The organism is Xanthomonas bromi (assembly GCF_900092025.1).
Taxonomy (GTDB): Bacteria; Pseudomonadota; Gammaproteobacteria; order Xanthomonadales; family Xanthomonadaceae; genus Xanthomonas; species Xanthomonas bromi.
In genome coordinates, this window is the sequence record NZ_FLTX01000032.1 from 1 (window position 1) to 14,934 (window position 14,934).

At 60.2% G+C, this 14,934-nt stretch carries 17 protein-coding genes; 5 read left to right on the plus strand and 12 right to left on the minus strand.

Annotated elements, in window-relative coordinates:
* Nucleotides 1-596 (minus strand): HrpF/NolX family T3SS translocon protein (locus tag XBLMG947_RS10085; RefSeq protein ID WP_280643365.1); only part of this gene is annotated, 596 nt, incomplete at its 3' end.
* Nucleotides 597-1,506: 910 nt separating this feature from the next.
* Here XBLMG947_RS10085 and hap3 point away from each other — a divergent pair.
* Together hap3 and xopF1 are read left to right on the plus strand one after the other, a co-directional pair.
* Nucleotides 1,507-1,953: an Hpa3 family type III secretion system protein gene (gene hap3, locus XBLMG947_RS10090; protein WP_083993015.1), complete on the plus strand. Its 447-nt coding sequence runs from the start codon at nucleotides 1,507-1,509 to the stop codon at nucleotides 1,951-1,953.
* The gene (gene xopF1 / locus XBLMG947_RS10095; protein ID WP_065468271.1) at nucleotides 1,950-3,950 is read left to right on the plus strand and encodes a type III secretion system effector XopF1; all 2,001 of its coding nucleotides are present in this window, start codon (nucleotides 1,950-1,952) and stop codon (nucleotides 3,948-3,950) included. The genes hap3 and xopF1 overlap by 4 nt, the downstream gene beginning before the upstream one ends.
* Nucleotides 3,951-4,586: 636 nt before the next feature.
* Here the strand turns inward: xopF1 and XBLMG947_RS10100 are convergent.
* The 11 genes from XBLMG947_RS10100 to sctU form a co-directional block, all read right to left on the minus strand.
* Nucleotides 4,587-5,057 carry a CesT family type III secretion system chaperone gene (locus XBLMG947_RS10100; RefSeq protein ID WP_065468273.1) on the minus strand — a complete coding sequence of 157 codons (471 nt, stop codon included), beginning with the start codon at nucleotides 5,055-5,057 and terminating at the stop codon, nucleotides 4,587-4,589.
* 53 nt (nucleotides 5,058-5,110) lie between these two features.
* Nucleotides 5,111-5,392: an HrpE family protein gene (hrpE, locus tag XBLMG947_RS22610; RefSeq protein WP_139074384.1), complete on the minus strand. Its 282-nt coding sequence runs from the start codon at nucleotides 5,390-5,392 to the stop codon at nucleotides 5,111-5,113.
* Between the two features lie 80 nt (nucleotides 5,393-5,472).
* Nucleotides 5,473-5,715: an Hrp regulator HrpD6 gene (gene hrpD6 / locus XBLMG947_RS10110; RefSeq protein ID WP_065468278.1), complete on the minus strand. Its 243-nt coding sequence runs from the start codon at nucleotides 5,713-5,715 to the stop codon at nucleotides 5,473-5,475.
* A 9-nt stretch (nucleotides 5,716-5,724) separates the two neighbouring features.
* The gene (gene hrpD5, locus XBLMG947_RS10115; protein WP_065468280.1) at nucleotides 5,725-6,663 is read right to left on the minus strand and encodes an HrpD5 family protein; all 939 of its coding nucleotides are present in this window, start codon (nucleotides 6,661-6,663) and stop codon (nucleotides 5,725-5,727) included.
* Nucleotides 6,660-7,478, minus strand: coding sequence for a 4-hydroxyphenylacetate catabolism regulator HpaA (locus tag XBLMG947_RS10120; protein WP_065468282.1), 819 nt, complete (start codon nucleotides 7,476-7,478; stop codon nucleotides 6,660-6,662). The genes hrpD5 and XBLMG947_RS10120 overlap by 4 nt, the downstream gene beginning before the upstream one ends.
* On the minus strand, nucleotides 7,475-7,735 hold the full coding sequence (sctS, locus tag XBLMG947_RS10125; RefSeq protein ID WP_065468284.1) for a type III secretion system export apparatus subunit SctS: 261 nt from the start codon (nucleotides 7,733-7,735) through the stop codon (nucleotides 7,475-7,477). The genes XBLMG947_RS10120 and sctS overlap by 4 nt, the downstream gene beginning before the upstream one ends.
* 4 nt (nucleotides 7,736-7,739) lie before the next feature.
* Nucleotides 7,740-8,384 carry a type III secretion system export apparatus subunit SctR gene (sctR, locus tag XBLMG947_RS10130; protein ID WP_065468286.1) on the minus strand — a complete coding sequence of 215 codons (645 nt, stop codon included), beginning with the start codon at nucleotides 8,382-8,384 and terminating at the stop codon, nucleotides 7,740-7,742.
* A complete protein-coding gene (sctQ, locus tag XBLMG947_RS10135) occupies nucleotides 8,371-9,303 on the minus strand; it encodes a type III secretion system cytoplasmic ring protein SctQ (protein WP_065468288.1) in 933 nt (310 codons plus the stop codon). The genes sctR and sctQ overlap by 14 nt, the downstream gene beginning before the upstream one ends.
* 131 nt (nucleotides 9,304-9,434) lie before the next feature.
* On the minus strand, nucleotides 9,435-10,073 hold the full coding sequence (sctP, locus tag XBLMG947_RS10140) for a type III secretion system protein SctP (protein WP_065468290.1): 639 nt from the start codon (nucleotides 10,071-10,073) through the stop codon (nucleotides 9,435-9,437).
* Nucleotides 10,073-11,995, minus strand: a complete 1,923-nt coding sequence (locus tag XBLMG947_RS10145) for an FHIPEP family type III secretion protein (protein ID WP_065468292.1) — start codon at nucleotides 11,993-11,995, stop codon at nucleotides 10,073-10,075. The genes sctP and XBLMG947_RS10145 overlap by 1 nt, the downstream gene beginning before the upstream one ends.
* Before the next feature lie 8 nt (nucleotides 11,996-12,003).
* A complete protein-coding gene (gene sctU, locus XBLMG947_RS10150) occupies nucleotides 12,004-13,077 on the minus strand; it encodes a type III secretion system export apparatus subunit SctU (RefSeq protein ID WP_065468295.1) in 1,074 nt (357 codons plus the stop codon).
* A gap of 214 nt (nucleotides 13,078-13,291) precedes the next feature.
* Between sctU and XBLMG947_RS10155 the strand changes: the two genes are divergently transcribed.
* Genes XBLMG947_RS10155 through sctJ form a run of 3 tightly spaced genes read left to right on the plus strand, consistent with a single transcriptional unit; the run spans nucleotide 13,292 to nucleotide 14,933 of the window.
* On the plus strand, nucleotides 13,292-13,747 hold the full coding sequence (locus XBLMG947_RS10155) for an HrpB1 family type III secretion system apparatus protein (protein ID WP_065468297.1): 456 nt from the start codon (nucleotides 13,292-13,294) through the stop codon (nucleotides 13,745-13,747).
* 30 nt (nucleotides 13,748-13,777) lie between these two features.
* Nucleotides 13,778-14,170 carry a type III secretion protein HrpB2 gene (locus tag XBLMG947_RS10160; protein WP_065468299.1) on the plus strand — a complete coding sequence of 131 codons (393 nt, stop codon included), beginning with the start codon at nucleotides 13,778-13,780 and terminating at the stop codon, nucleotides 14,168-14,170.
* 1 nt (nucleotide 14,171) lies between these two features.
* Nucleotides 14,172-14,933 (plus strand): type III secretion system inner membrane ring lipoprotein SctJ, encoded by a 762-nt coding sequence (gene sctJ / locus XBLMG947_RS10165; RefSeq protein WP_065468301.1) that lies wholly within the window; start codon nucleotides 14,172-14,174, stop codon nucleotides 14,931-14,933.
* Nucleotide 14,934: the final 1 nt, after the last annotated feature.

Here is a 14,934-nt window from a genome sequence, read left to right on the forward strand (position 1 = left end):
TTGCCGCCGCACTTGCCGTCCCCCTGCGAACCGATCGCAAAGAACAAACGCGGATCCTGCTTCAGGCCTTGCAATGCGGCCTTCAGGTCGGGGGGCGTAGATGGATCGTTGATCTTGTCGTCGAGATTCTTGTACTCGATCGGCATCTGGTCCTTGTGAGCATTCAGAGTCGAAACGATCTGAAGCTCCGATTTGGTCAGCGTGCCATCGTTCCAGGTGACCGTCGAACCGTCCAACGCCGGCGGCGCATCCTTCCCCTTGATGTTCTTGGGATCGAAATCGTAGCCCAAGGATGGCCACGAGGTGCGGTTTTCAATCGGCTGGCTGGCGTCCCAGTCCGATGCGGACATCGGCGTGTTGGCATCGCCGCCTGGCGCATTCGCCGCGGCATCATCTGACGCACTTGTTGGCGTGTTGGCTTGGAGAGCCGCCAGCAGCAGATAGATTTGCTGAAAAATGTTGTCCATCGTCGATGGCAGATCATGGCCATCCGCAGACGAATCAGCCCCGAACAGCTCCGACGAAGACGACTCGTTTGAAGAGGTACCCAGCAATTGGCTGGGGTTACTTCCGGTAGAAAGCGTGTTGAGCGACATATAGGCGGCCTCGCAATGACAGAATTGGCAGAGCACCTTCGTATAAGTTAGTTCTTATACGTCCGCACGGGTGCGCCCATGCGGGGTAGGCGCATCATGACCAATATGCCGAACGCGCACCCCGACCGACGAACTATTTTGGCGAAAAAAACGCAAAAACCGGTGGGTTGATGCGCAACCGACCGGTGCGACGCAAAGCCTTGAGCGGCGATTTTTCCTGCTATGGCCCGGCGCAATAATGAATAGTGATACGGATTTTTTTGTCAGACGCCGAGAAATGTCGCGGTGTTTCGACAGCACATGTCACGATCACGTGTCCTCCGTCACGTGGCGGAGGACAAAACCGGCATTATCAGTGTGCGAGCCCTGCAAAGCCATCGACTCTGCGCAGGACCATCTGCGGCGTGGAGGCCTGGGCCTGCTGGACAACCAGGGGGCGTTGAAGGAACCTGGTTGTCTGAATTTCTTTATCTCATCATCCGACCAGCGCCGTGAATCCTGGTCATGAAGATTATTGGAATCATCCAGGGCCTCGCGATGGTGCCTGCACGCAATCATGGCGACGGCAAACGCTGGACGCGGAACTGATGATGTACGGAGAGAGTGAATGTCACGGTATCCGCCATGCGCATGTCAGCTGTCCCGATGCGAGATTGCCCGGCTGAGCCCGCATATGTTTCATAAAGCGATGGATTAGCCGCTAGATCAGGGGCCGTCTTTACTTGCGCTTGTGTTCGCTTTTGTGAGGTGTGACACAAGTTTAGCTTAGGCAATTTTCCATCGCACCACTTCGTGTGTGGCGCGGGCGGTTCGCAGTGCTTCGCTCAGGCGCGCATCCCTGCTCAAGAAAATGTGACGCGCTTAACGGCGCGTTAGCAACCCATCGAAATTTTCTGGCGGAGTACTTCAGATGACGTTGGAATCGCACAATCAGAAAACAGCGAACACCAGGTTTTTTATCGGCCTGAGCGCATGTCTTGGGTTACCTGCCGCGCTTGCGCAGCGGCTCGGCGAAGGCGAAACCATTCTGGGGCCCGCTGGCATGCTGTGCCGTGTCCACACGCAGGGACAGCAAGGCGAAATGATGGCCTTCCCGGAAGTGATCTTGCCCCTGGCGGCACGTGAGCTCAGTGGCGACGCAGTGGTGACCCTGCTGTCGCTGCAGGAGCAACTGCTGACCGAGTATGGCTGGCGGCTCACGCTCTCGGATCTTGGCCTGCTATGCGTCTGCCCGCTGTTGCTCGTGCGCACGCCTGAAGAGGTGGCCGCTGCACTGGAGCGTGGGCAAGTGGTCGCACGTGTCGTGCTGGAGGCGTTGGCGACGCAGGTCGATACGACGAACGGGGCGCCCTCATGAAAATCTCCGGCGATATCGGCACGGCGTCCAGTAGCCGCGCAACCTCGCATCCTCCCGCACAACCAACCAGGGCCGAGGAGGCCGCTGCCCCGCCGGAAGAACGGGGGCCGACTGGCCCGCTTGCGGGCTTGCCTTCTCCAAGCTCGGCGCTGCGTGGTCGTGGCGCATCCTTTTCACCTCGCGCGAGGACCCATGCAGCTGAGGGAGGGACCAGACACGGTGGCCCACATCGGTCCGAGTCGTCGCACTCGCCGGACGCAACGATTCTCAGTACGCAGGCCGCGTCCACACATCAGGAAATTGAAGCAGCGGATGTGCCTGCCGCTGGGGCGACCTATGCCGAGCGCAGCGCGTCGGCCGCCGCCGAGGTGAAAGCGCAGCTACGTGCCCGCCTGGACGATCTGCCATTTGCTGCGCCCTCGGAAGAGCAGACTGCATTGCAGGCAAGCTTCCTGGAGTGGGTAGACGCACGCGTGCAGGAACGCATCACTGCCTTCGGGCCGGATGCCGGTTACCAGGCCGTCGGTGATATGAAGGCCGCAGGCGCAAAAGCAACCTTGCCGATCGCCTACGAATGTCTCAGGGCGTTCATCACCGGCGCGCTGCGCAACCCGGTCGGTATCGCCGCGGGTGCGGCCTACGCTGCCGCGCGGGCGCGTGATGCGGAGGAGTTGAGTACAGCGGTGGTTGCTGGTACGGCGGCGGGGACGGCGTCCTATACCAACGATACGCTGGTGATGCCGGCAATGGATCGGCGCGCGCGCGTTGCCAACTTGATGAGGTTTCAGGCCATCGACCCCAAAATCCTGGTGCCCGATCCACCACCGGTCATTCTGGAAGTCACCGCTGAGGGCAAGCGCTTCACGCGTCCGGGCGAGAACAATGCACCGACGCTTGCCGAACTCAAGGCGCTGACCTACGGGCGCCGGCTGGCGATCACTCAGCGTCAATCGATCTTGGATGACAAGTCAATCGATACCTTGTTGTTCAAGCCAGCGCTCACTGCAGGGTTCAATGCCGCGCGGCGGACAGACACTTCCGGGGGGGCGCTAACGCCCGCTGGCCAGCTGGGGTTGAGCGCGCTCGCCGTTGGCGGAGCCGGAGTGGTCCATAAGGCGGTGCTTGAAACAGGCAAGGCCGTGGCACGTACCGGCCAAATGAGCGTCCCGGATCTGATTGGAGGAGAGCAACGGCTGAATCTATTCGGGTTGGCATTGCCCGACAAAACGCGTCGGCCTGCACAATGGTCCGACGCCGTGCATTTCCCGCCCAGGTATTTACTGGAAACCGGAAAAGAAGCCCTGGCGTTGGCAAGGCAGGGCTTCAACAGCGCCAATGCGGCTTCTGCGACGGTGCAAAGATTGCTTGCCGGCCACATGCTGAACAATGTACTAGCCACCTTCGGCGCGCTTGGGGCCGCGCGCGTGATCGCAGCGCCGTTGAGTGGCGGGGACCGCATCCGCATTGCTGGCGAACGAAGCAAGTCCACCGCTGTCGTCATGCAGCAGGCCGTGCAAAGCCTGTTCAACAGCACATTGTGGAATGCGCTCAAGGCCAGAATGGGCACCGACAACGCTCCGGTGCGACTGGATAATGAACGTGCCGCCATTGCAGCCGATCATAAACGCACCATCGCACGCACGCTTGAAGCCTTGGCTGAGCCCATCGACCAGGCGATCGTAGCGTTCTCTGGGCCGACGCCTGCCGAGGCGGAGCGTGCCATGGAGCAGGGGGTGCGCGCTGCATCTGCCCCTGGGCCACATGCTCAGGCATTGTGTGCCGCTCTGGAGACCTTGCGGACAGAGATCGGCACGCAGTCCGTCTCGATTGCGACCATTGATGTGGTACGCACTGCTCTGCATAACGGTTGGAGGGAAACGCTTAGCGGGGTGCCGCGCAACGAAGCCACCCAGGCGCTGGATAATCAGCTGCAAACGCTCAAGCGTGCATTGCACGAGAGCGAGCAACTTCGCCAGTGGGAAAGCGGGCGAGCATGAGCGCTCAGTCACCGTGTTGATCCTTCTGCGTCTTGCACACTGCCGCCACAGACGTCATCGTCGTCGCGTCTGTGGCCTGGGGTGGCGGCAGGTACGCAGCTGCCAGTGAGGATGGAATGGGGTGTCCTTGATCCCGAGCAGCGTCGTCAGCCGCTCATTGCATCAAGGCAGGCATCGCATCTGCGACGCGGTTGCGCGGTTGCTTCGGCCCGCGCTCGATGTCACCACGGAACGCGAACAGGGTAAAGCGCTCGCCGGAAAGGTGGCCGTCTCCTTCGCCTGCGTCGAAAGCATCGGTACCTCCGCTGCACGATCGGAGGGGCGTCACGCGGCAGATCAGCTGCGCGGTCTCTTTGTGTGTGCAGTGTCGGCCATCGCGGCGATGTCGCAAGACGCATCTGCGACGACTTCCAGCCCTTCAGCGTATGCCGGGGAACAAGCCGATTGGGTCAGGCGCGGCGAGTCACGCTCGACACCCGAAGTAGAGCTACAGTTGGAACCATTGGTGCCACGGGGCAGATGAAGCGCACATCCGGGTGGACTGGTCGCCGAGCTGTGTCGCTGTGCCACGGGTCAGCTGGTAGGAACGGCTGCAACCACGATTGACACCATCGGGAAGATATTGACCAGCCTGCATCATGCGCGTAGCCACAGATAATTTCCTGTCGCAATTCCTTCGAACATTTCGTCGTGTGCAACGAAGATATTATTGTTCCAGTAACGGCCATGTTCGGCGTAGTGGGCGAGCAGATCACAGATCCAGGCGCCATCCACATCGTCATCCAGAGGCACCCGCACGATCAAGACGATAACGCCGACATCATTCAACCCAAGCTGTGCCTGATCTTGCGCATACACGGACAAATTGGCTTCCAGCAAGAGCCGGAAAACGTTGAGCGTCCGTCCCGCAGGTGGCAGCCCGTAGGAGATTCGTAAATAGAGCGCTTCTTCTTGCACATCCTCTTCGGACTGTGGCGCCGGCACGTGTAGATAGACTTCGAACCCTTCGACCCAAAGCACGCGGCTGCTGAGCACCGACTCCACATCCGGCAAGTCCAGTGCCTCGCACATCTGTCGAACGATTATTTCGAATCGCGCGCTGCTCATGTTGATAGGACACGCGCAGGGCCCCCTACAAGCCCTGCGCTTGCCAGTACAACTTACTGCCCAACTAACTGCTTGGCATTGTCGCCGGCCTTGCCGATGAACTTATTCAATGCCACGTTGAAGTCCAGATCGTTTTTGAGCTGCGTGATCTTGTTGTTCATGGATTTCTGGGCTTCGTCCGAGGCAGACATGTCGCCGAGCATCGAATTCATCTGCCCAGTCGCTCCGCTTAGTGCAGCGCCACCGGAAAGTCCATTTGACATACCTGCTGTAGCGGCGTCCGTACCTTGCTTGAAACGCGAACCCCATGTATTCATTGATGCGAAAAGTGACATCCTAATACTCCTTCGTAGTTAGCATGTAATGGTGCGCCTGCTGGCGCGGTGTACTTGGTCGAAGTGACCAAGAAATCGATTTACGGCATGCCCGCGATGTGCGCGACGATGTTGCGTGCTGCAGTAATGCCATCATGCAAGACGTTGAAGTCGCTACGTGCAGCCTGGTCGCTCGCCTCAGACCAGCGCACACGGACCTGTTGTGCGGTGGCATCGAGGGCCGCCTCCACGTTCCGCAGCCGCTGGCCAGATGGATCCGCCGCCTTGGTCTGCAAAATCTTACTCATATCCTGGGTGACCGTATCGGTCATGGCATCGAACATAGTGGGCTCTCATTGCGCCGCTTGCTGCGGCAGGGATGTCATGTGCTTGGTACCATCCGGCGTTTCGACATAATGTAGGCCGTCGGAGAGCAGTGCCGCGTCATAATTGTCCGGCGGCTTCACAGATGGATCTTGCTGGCTGATCTCCACGTGTAGCGCGCGGACCTCAGGGCCCAGGTCGCTACGCACGTCGGCAATGCGGCGGCTTGCACGTTCGGCGTTGTCGCTGCTACCGGAAACCGAAAAAACGCCATGGCCTTCGTAACGTACGCTGAGGGCGGGGTCAGCCAGGGTGTCGCGCAGCGTTGCCAGCACTTCGTCCACCACGGCCACATTGACGCCGAGGTCTGGATGGTACCGATGCACCTGGGTGCGCAGGCGTGCGGCATCGGCGCTGCTGGATACCAGTCCTTCGATCAGCACGCGCGTACCGACGCGTTCAGCGTGCGCTTCGCGCAAACCCAGTTGTTTCAATAAGGCCTTGGCCTGATTGACCGCATTTTCCGGACGTTGCGGGGTAGCGGCGTTCGACAGAAACGCCGGTTGCAATGAAGGGAGCAACGCTGCGGCGGCGAGCGCTAGCACGGCGCCCACCGCAGTACGCAAGATCCTGCGCCTGGACGTGCTGGGCACCGGCGTCGGCTCTGGGGAAAGAAGCCGCTCCAGCAGTGCCACATCGTCCGGCCAATCGGCAGCAGCATCGCCGACACATAGCACCAGGTGGCCGAAGCGGACTGGCAGAAACGCAGTAAAGCACGTTTCTGGCAACGTCTCGCTGCTACAACGGGTTTGACCATCATTCTCTACCTCGATAATGAGTGAGCAACCAGGCCAGTCGTCTATTCGGATATCGGTTTCGGGATCGCTACCCAGTGTGTAACGACCTTGTGCTAAATCTAATCGCGCGCCGGCATGGATTCCTGTCAATACGCGAAGCTGCATGGTCATGGGCGAACCTCCTGAGCGGCCTGTTCTGGGCGCTCAATCAACAATGTGTTCAGACGCGTGATGGCATGTGCACGATCGGCCCGTCTGCGCGGCTTTTCCGCGTTCAGCAATATCAGTGGAAGCAATAGGTGAAAATTACGGAGCGCGGGCACCGGTTCCAGCTCCGACGGCATCAGCTCCAACAATCGCTTCCGCAAGTCCTGCAGGGTTTCCGTAGCGGTGCTCTTGCTGTACGAGCGAAGATGCTCGCGCATCAACCTCCAGACCGTCGTGGTCAACGGAGCGATGGCGGGATGCGCAACGCCGATGGTGCGCAGTTCGACAAGCGCTGCAGCAAGCGCGTGTCGCCTGACCATCGGGTCGGCCACGCGTGTGGTCGCATAGCGATCGAGAAGTCCGTCGATGCAGGCATGGAGGCTGTCGCCCAATTCCGTTGGCGCAGCGCTCTGCCACTGTCCTGCCTGCGGATCGTCAGCATGCGGATTGCGACCACCCTCATGCTGCTGATCCCCCTGCCTCTGCTCGTGGCCCTGGGACGGAGCGATTGCGACGCTGACCCGCCCGCGCAGCGCGCACACGCGCTTGGCATCGATCTCTTCCTGCTCGGTTGCGTCGAATTCATCTTCCTGGCCGTCCAGCGACCGTAAGCCGCGTCGTCGCCTGCGCAGTGGGGCAGGGCGCAGACGCGGTGCATGGGTCGCAGCGTCGGTCGTCGGCGCTGCGCTAGTGCCTGCCGCGTCCGCATGCTGATGTGAGGCGTCATGCTCAACTGAAACCGGGGGCCGCAACGTGCCGGGCGAAATGCGACGGATCATGGGAATGCCGCCTGCATCAATGCCTGGCCGAACTGCATGATCGCAGAAGCACCCCAAGGCGCTGTCACCGCAATGGCAGCCACCACCACCATCAGCTTGAGCGCAAACGAAATCGATGCATCCTGCAGCGACATCACCGCCTGGATGAAGGCGATCAGGAGCCCGGACAGCGCAGCGACACCGACCACCGGCAAGGACACCTTGAGGCAGAGCAGCAACGCTTCGGAGGTAAATCGCACTAGATCGTCGTGGTCCATGGGGTCACCGATAGCTCAGAACCAGGCCATGAATCAGCATCGACCAGCCATCCATTGCGACAAACAGCAACAGTTTGAATGGAATCGCCACATTGGTCGGTGTGACCTGCGAAAGCCCCATTGCCATCAGGGCATTGGCCACCACCAGGTCGATGACAATGAAAACCAGATAGAGAAGAAATCCGATGCGGAATGCTTCGGTCAATTCACTGAGCGTGAATGCAGGAGCCAAGACAAGCAAATCGTCCGACTTGAGCATAGCGGCCTTGTCCTTTGGCCAAATCTGTTGTGCAGATCGCATAAAAAATACTTTTTCGCGTTCACGCGTGTGTTTCAGGAGGAATTGCCGAAAAGGCTCACGGCAGGCATCGAGCAGCACGACCACACGGTTGTTATCCGACCCGGCACCGTAAGTCTGCGCGGCCTTGAATGCCTCCATCCCCACTGGTGCCATCACAAAGCACGACACCAACAAGGCAACGCCGTTGAGGACCATGTTCGGCGGCACCTGCTGCACGCCGATCGCATTGCGTAGCAAGCCGAGCACGACCACGATCTTCGTGTAGGAAGTGACCACCATCGCTGCGAAGGGCAGCAATCCCAGCATGAGGACCACCAGCAGCAGTGAGCCAACGTCAGGCATCTGCATGCGTGTTCTCCGACATGCTGAGGATCTGCACGCCAAGATGTTCGCCCACGGTCAGCAACCTGCCGATGCCGATGGTCTGGCCGTAAACGACCAGGCGAATATCGGCTTGATCGACCGGCACAGACAACTCCAGGATCTGCCCGGGCTGCAAACCCGACAAGGTCGACAGGGGAAGCGCAAGTTGATCCACTTCCAGCTGAACCGGCAGTTCCAGCTCTGCCACGTTGCTGGGGGACTGCGCGACTTCGGGTTCAAACGTATCGTCTTGCATGGCGGGAGTGGCCTCCAGAATCATCTGTTGCAGGTTCAGGCGCACCGGAGCGCGCAATACCGCGCCTCCGGCGACGCCCCAGAGCAGTTCGCCGCTGGTTATCGAAGCGGTGGCGGTGCAATGCAGCAAGACATCGCCAGGCCGCAACGATTGCAGCAGCGCTGCCGATGCAGTGCGCCTGCCGATGCGCAGGCGCGTATTGACATTCAGTGCAGCCAGCCAGGCTGGCAGTTGCACCGGCGCTGGCAGGGCGGCAACGGCGGTCTGCAGTGCAGCCAGCAGCGACGGGCTGGCCCTCAGCGGAATTGCGTCGAGATCGCCCAGTGTCATGCCGATGCCATGACACTCGTCTGACTCTGACTCTGACTCTGACTCTGACTCGCGCTCGAAGGCGATGACTTCGGCAGCGCCCAGTCCGAGCGATGCAAACACGCCAAGGCGATCGCTCAACAACATTGCCGCTATTGAAACGCGTAGTGCGTCGTCGTCCTCGTTCAATAGCAGCGCCAAGCCGTCGCGAGCGGCAACCCGCAGATCCATGTGGCCGCTGTCCAACTGCAGCCGCAGGCTGGCTGCGCCATCCTGTGGGATAAGACGGCAATGCGTGGTGAAGCCGTAATGGCGTGCAGCACGCGGATCGCCGAGCATTCTGCTCAGCCGCGCGCGCTCTGCCGAAACGCGCTTGAGCGCCTCAGAGAGTGCACGTGCCGGTGGAGTCTGGCTCTGCTCGGTTAGCAAGATGGAGCTCCTCCAAATGGCTTTCTGTCGCTAGTGCCGACTTAGACAATCTCGACGTTGATCTGGAGCGTGCTACTCAGCGTGGACTTCAGTGCACTCTCCAGACATTTCCTACCCGACCAAAGTACCTCGCGGGCGTCTGGCGAACGGGTATTGAAGCGAAGCGATAGCTGGTCCGGCGAAAGCCGCAAAAACAATGTCGTCTGTGCGACCACCTCTTGATTGATGTCTAGCCACGCTTCCCAGCTACCGGCGCTGCGCACTGGCTTAGCGTTGCAGAACTCTGCCACCCGCAGCGCAATGTGGTCGATCGCCATCTGTCCGCGCTCTGTCCGTATCCATTCGGTCGCGATATGTCGCCCCACCGCGCCGTTGTCGGTACCTTGGGACTTCTCTTGGTGTTCCGTCCTATCGACGCAGGACGACGCGTCCGTTTGCGCGGGCGCGCTGTCATGCTCTTCAGTGAACCCATCCTCGGCATCGGAGTTCGGTCGATCCTCATCGCACTCCAGTGGCTCTACCGTGTAGGGGAGCGCGAGTTGCGCGCTGTTCAGGCGGTTGCGCAGTTGCATGAACCTGGAGTACTGCGCCGAGCGAGCATACGTAGCTGGAGCCGCCGGCCGCTGCACGACACCGCTGGCCGGCAAGATGCGCACGTAGCGGAGCGGGGGCTTGCGCATCACACCACCACTCTGCCGATCGGCTGCAACTGCACGTCGGAACCCAGTTCCTGGAACGAGTAGACCTGCAGCCAGCTCAGCCGCGTCTCGATCATGCGGCGCACATATCGGCGTACGTCCATCGACGCAACCACCGCCAGCGGATGCTGCGCCCGATCTTCCACGATGCGTTCCACCTGTTCGACAAGCTGGCTCGCCTGTTCCGGCGGTAGAGCCAGGAAATTGCCGGCCGCGGTCGCGCGAATGGATTGCCTGATCAGTTGTTCCACAGCATGGTCGAGCATCACCGCGGGCAACTGCCCGGTACCTGCGGTTGCGGTATGCGCAAGATAACGGCCGAGATCGCAGCGCACATATTCGGTCAACATCAGAAGATCCTTTTCCTTTGGTCCCCATACCACCAGGCTCTCCAGAATGCTTTTGATATTGCGCACCGGAATACGTTCTTCCAACAGGCGCCTTAACACATCGGCAATGCGCTGGGCGGGCATTGCCTTGTTGACTTCTGCCACCAGCCCGGGATAGTCCGCGCCCACCTGCTCCAGCATCCACTGGGTCTCCTGGATGCCGACGAACAGGTGCGCGCGTGCATGCAGCGGTGCGATAGCCTGCCGGGCCAGTGCCGTTTGCATGTCGTCGGTGTCCCCCAATTCGGCCCGTGTCTCGGGGACATCGTGAATCAACACCTCGTATTGCATGTCCTGCAGGGCCTCGCTCTGCCATATTGCAATCCCGGGAAACGGCAGCCCAAGCAGCTCGACTAATTGGCGGCGTTCGCTTTCGATCGCCTGATCCAACCGCACCGGGTCGAGCAATTCGGCCAGCTGCGGCGACAGCCGCATCGACAAGGGCGAGGCGAAATCAGGCGCGTTTTTGCGGATATGTGGTGCCTCGCCTTTGGCACCTTTACGGCTCGTCGAGGGCAGCTTGCGCTGATCGCTGCCGCTGATGTCGCGCTGCTTGCGCCAAATCGTATAGCCACCGGCACCCACAGCCGCTGCCAGCAGCAGGAACAGCACGGCAGGAAATCCAGGTACGAATGCAAAACAGGCCAGCAGGACGCTCGCTGCCATCAGGGCCCGCGCGTTGCTGGTGAGCTGGCGGCCGATGTCGAGTCCAAGCGAGCTGATCCTGGTCTCGTTCTCGTTGGCCACGCGGGTGATCATGACGCCGGCCGCCACCGAGATCAGCAGCGAGGCGATCTGCGATACCATCGCATCGCCCACCGACAGGATCGCAAAGCGATTAGCGGCTTCACCTGCGCTCATGCCGTGGTAGGTCACGCCGACCACGATGCCAGCCAGGATGTTGACCATGGTAATTACCAGGCCGGCGATCGCATCACCCTTGACGAATTTCATGGCGCCGTCCATGCCGCCATGCAGTTGGCTTTCGATGGCCAGCCGCGCACGTTTGCGGCGTGCCTCATCTGCGGTCAAATTGCCGCCGCGCAGGTCGGCATCGATACTCATCTGCTTGCCGGGCATTGCATCCAGCGTAAAGCGCGCACCGACCTCGGCAACGCGTTCTGAGCCTTTTGCGATCACGATGAACTGCACGGTGGTGATGATCAAAAAGACGACCAGGCCCACCACCAGATTACCTCCCACCACCAGTTCGCCGAAGCTCTCAATAATATGGCCCGCCTCGGCATGCAGCAGAATCGACTTCGTCGAGGCGATGTTCAAGGACAACCGCAGGAGCGTGGTGAACAGCAGCAGCGAGGGAAATGACGACAGTGAGATCGAGTCAGGCACATACATCGTGACCATCAGCAACACCACGCTCAGGGTGATGTTGATGCCAAGCAACGTATCGATCAGCGGCGTTGGAAGCGGCAGGATCATCAGGCCGATGACAGCCACCACCAAGGCAGCGATCGCCACTTCGCCGGTATATGCGAAATATTTGGTCACTCGCATGCGATCTCCTAACATGGCAGGGGGCCATCGTCGTCGCTGTGGTCGCGGCCGAGTTGATCGACCCATCGCAATACCACCGCAACCGTTTCGAACAGCGGTTCGGGGACTGCATCGCCCAATTCAACCTGGTACAGCGCACGTGCCAATGGTGGATTTGCAACGATCGGAATGCCCTGGTTATGCGCAAAAGCGCGTAGTTCCATCGCATCATCGTCTACACCCTTGGCAACGACCTGCGGTAAGCCGAAGTCATCCGGCTCGTAGGCCAGTGCCACCGCGTAATGTGTCGGGTTGACCACCATCACCTTGGCCTTGGCTACGCGTTCGCGCGGGTCGCCGAAGACCAGTTCCTTGGCGAATTCCTTGCGCTTTCCCTTTACTTCCGGGTCGCCTTCGCTTTCCTTGTATTCACGCTTCTGCTCGTCCTTGCTCATGCGCTTGTCGCGCATGAACAGCCAGTGCTGCACGCTCCAATCTGCCGCGCCGACCAGCACGAATAGCAGCACCGCCAGGGCCAGCAGCATACCCAGCGCCCGCCAGGCAATCTGAGCGATGTCGAGTGGTGTCTCGTAGGCAAGTCCGATGATCATCGGCATGAGGGCACGGACACCGAACCATAGCACCACGCCGATCAAGATGGCCTTGACGGCCAGCTTGAGTAAATTGATGAGACTTCGTAACGAAAAGAGTTTCTTGACCCCGTTGACCGGGTTGAGGGAGTCGAATTTGGGCGTCGCCGGTTTGAGCGAGACATTCAGGCCGGTCTGGAAAACACCGCCTGCCAAGCCGGCCACCATGCACGCCACGAGAAACGGCAGCATCAACAGCAGTCCCTGGAGGCCGATGTGACCGATGGCGCGATTGATCGCTGCTGCATCGTGTGCATTTTCCGAAAAATCGAAGCCGATCTTCATCAATGCGCGCATATGCTCGGACAAGTAGTCACCTGCCGTTTTCATGACCAATAACGCGCCGAACAGCACCGCAGCTGCGGTGACGTCCGGGCTGACCGTCACTTCCCCGTCCCTGCGTGCATCCCGCAGTTTTTTTTCGGTCGGCTTCTCGGTTTTTTCCTCCGACATCCTGCTCTCCTCCCGCGATCACTGCGCCCCCGATTGTGGTGGGCTGTGGCCGACCGACCCGCTTGACAGGCGAACGTGTGGGTGGCTTGGCGAAGTCGCAATGGTTTGTTCGCCCGCGAATTCCGATATTCGCTTCCGGAAGGATCCGGCCAGCGCAGCGCGCGTAGGGTTAGATGCGTGTACGGTCCGCATGCCATAAAAAACGAGGTGCAGCGTGGAAAAGATTGAGTGCTCCGGAACGGTTGTGAGCGGCCTCATTGAGTTGATCACGGTCGGACTCACCCATGACAAGATTCAGGACGCTGCTGCTGTCCTGGCCGCAGTCCGAGTACTGCGGCCAGACCTGAAGGCGCTGGACACGTTCGATGCGTGGATTTCGATCAAGCGCGGGAATTACGTGGACGGTGCGCGCCTGTTGCGCGAGCTGGAGGGCGATGCTGGCTCCAAGCCGCTGTGCAAGGCCTTGTACGCCTGCTGCCTGTTCGCCATGGGCGACCAGTCGTGGCATGGCGTTGCAGACGCACTGATCGAAGAGGACGCCGATGCCGACGCTGTGGCTTTGGTCAAGGCGCTGTCCGGACGGCACACCCCAACGTCCGTGCAGCCGGAAGCGCCCGGTGAATCTTCAGCACCGATGGAAGTTCCCAGTGCGCAGTATCTGCGCGCCTGAGTACGCCGGTCCCCACTGTAGGAGCATGCGATGACGCCCATTCCTCCCGTCCAAGCGATTGCCACCACCGGTGCTACACCCGCTCAAGCGCTGTCGCCGGTGGCAGCGCCTAACCAAGCGCTTGTGAATCGCTTTCAAACGCTGATGCAGTCTTCAAGTCCTCTGCCGCCTGCCATGCAGCGTGTGGGCCACCCGAGCATGATGAGCCGGGTGGTCGATGTGCAGGACGAGGGTATGCGCACCATCTCCGAGCATATCGATGCTTTCAGCATGCAGGCGCCGACCATGGGGATGCAGGAAATGGCAGCGCAGCAGATCAAGTTGATGCATGAACTGACAATGGTCGGCTTCAACCTCAATGTCAGCGTCGGCGTGGCGCAATCGGGAAAGAACGCCGTGCAGACGTTGATCAAGAACCAATAGCATGCGCGCGCTGAGATACATGTCGGTGCTGCTGGTGGCACTGCTGCTGTCTGCGTGCAGCCAGCAGCTGTATTCCGGGCTCACCGAAAATGATGCGAACGACATGCTCGAGGTGCTACTGCATGCTGGCGTAGACGCGGCCAAAGTCACGCCAGACGACGGTAAGACCTGGGCGGTAAACGCGCCGCACGATCAGGTGTCCTATTCACTGGAGGTGCTACGCGCGCATGGCTTGCCACATGAGCGGCACGCCAATCTCGGCGAGATGTTCAAGAAAGACGGTCTGATCTCCACGCCCACCGAAGAGCGGGTGCGGTTCATTTATGGTGTGTCGCAACAGCTATCGCAGACCTTGTCGAATATCGATGGGGTCATTTCAGCCGATGTAGAAATTGTACTGCCCAACAACGACCCGCTTTCCACCTCGGTCAAACCCTCAAGCGCTGCGGTGTTCATCAAGTTCCGCGTAGGGAGCGATCTGACCAGTCTGGTGCCCAATATCAAGACGCTGGTCATGCACAGCGTGGAAGGACTCACCTACGAGAACGTCAGTGTCACGTTGGTGCCGGGCGGAGCGGAGAGCGATGCGCAGTTCACGGCATCGGCACCGCCGAAACCTTCACTATGGCCATGGTTGGTCGGGTGTGCGTTGGCATTGTGCTTGGCGGTCGCAGCGGCGCTGTATTGGTGGCCAAACCCGAAGGCGGGCCGTTGGGGCGGCTGGCAGCGCCTGCGCGAGTTGACGAAGAGCAAAGCCGGGTGAG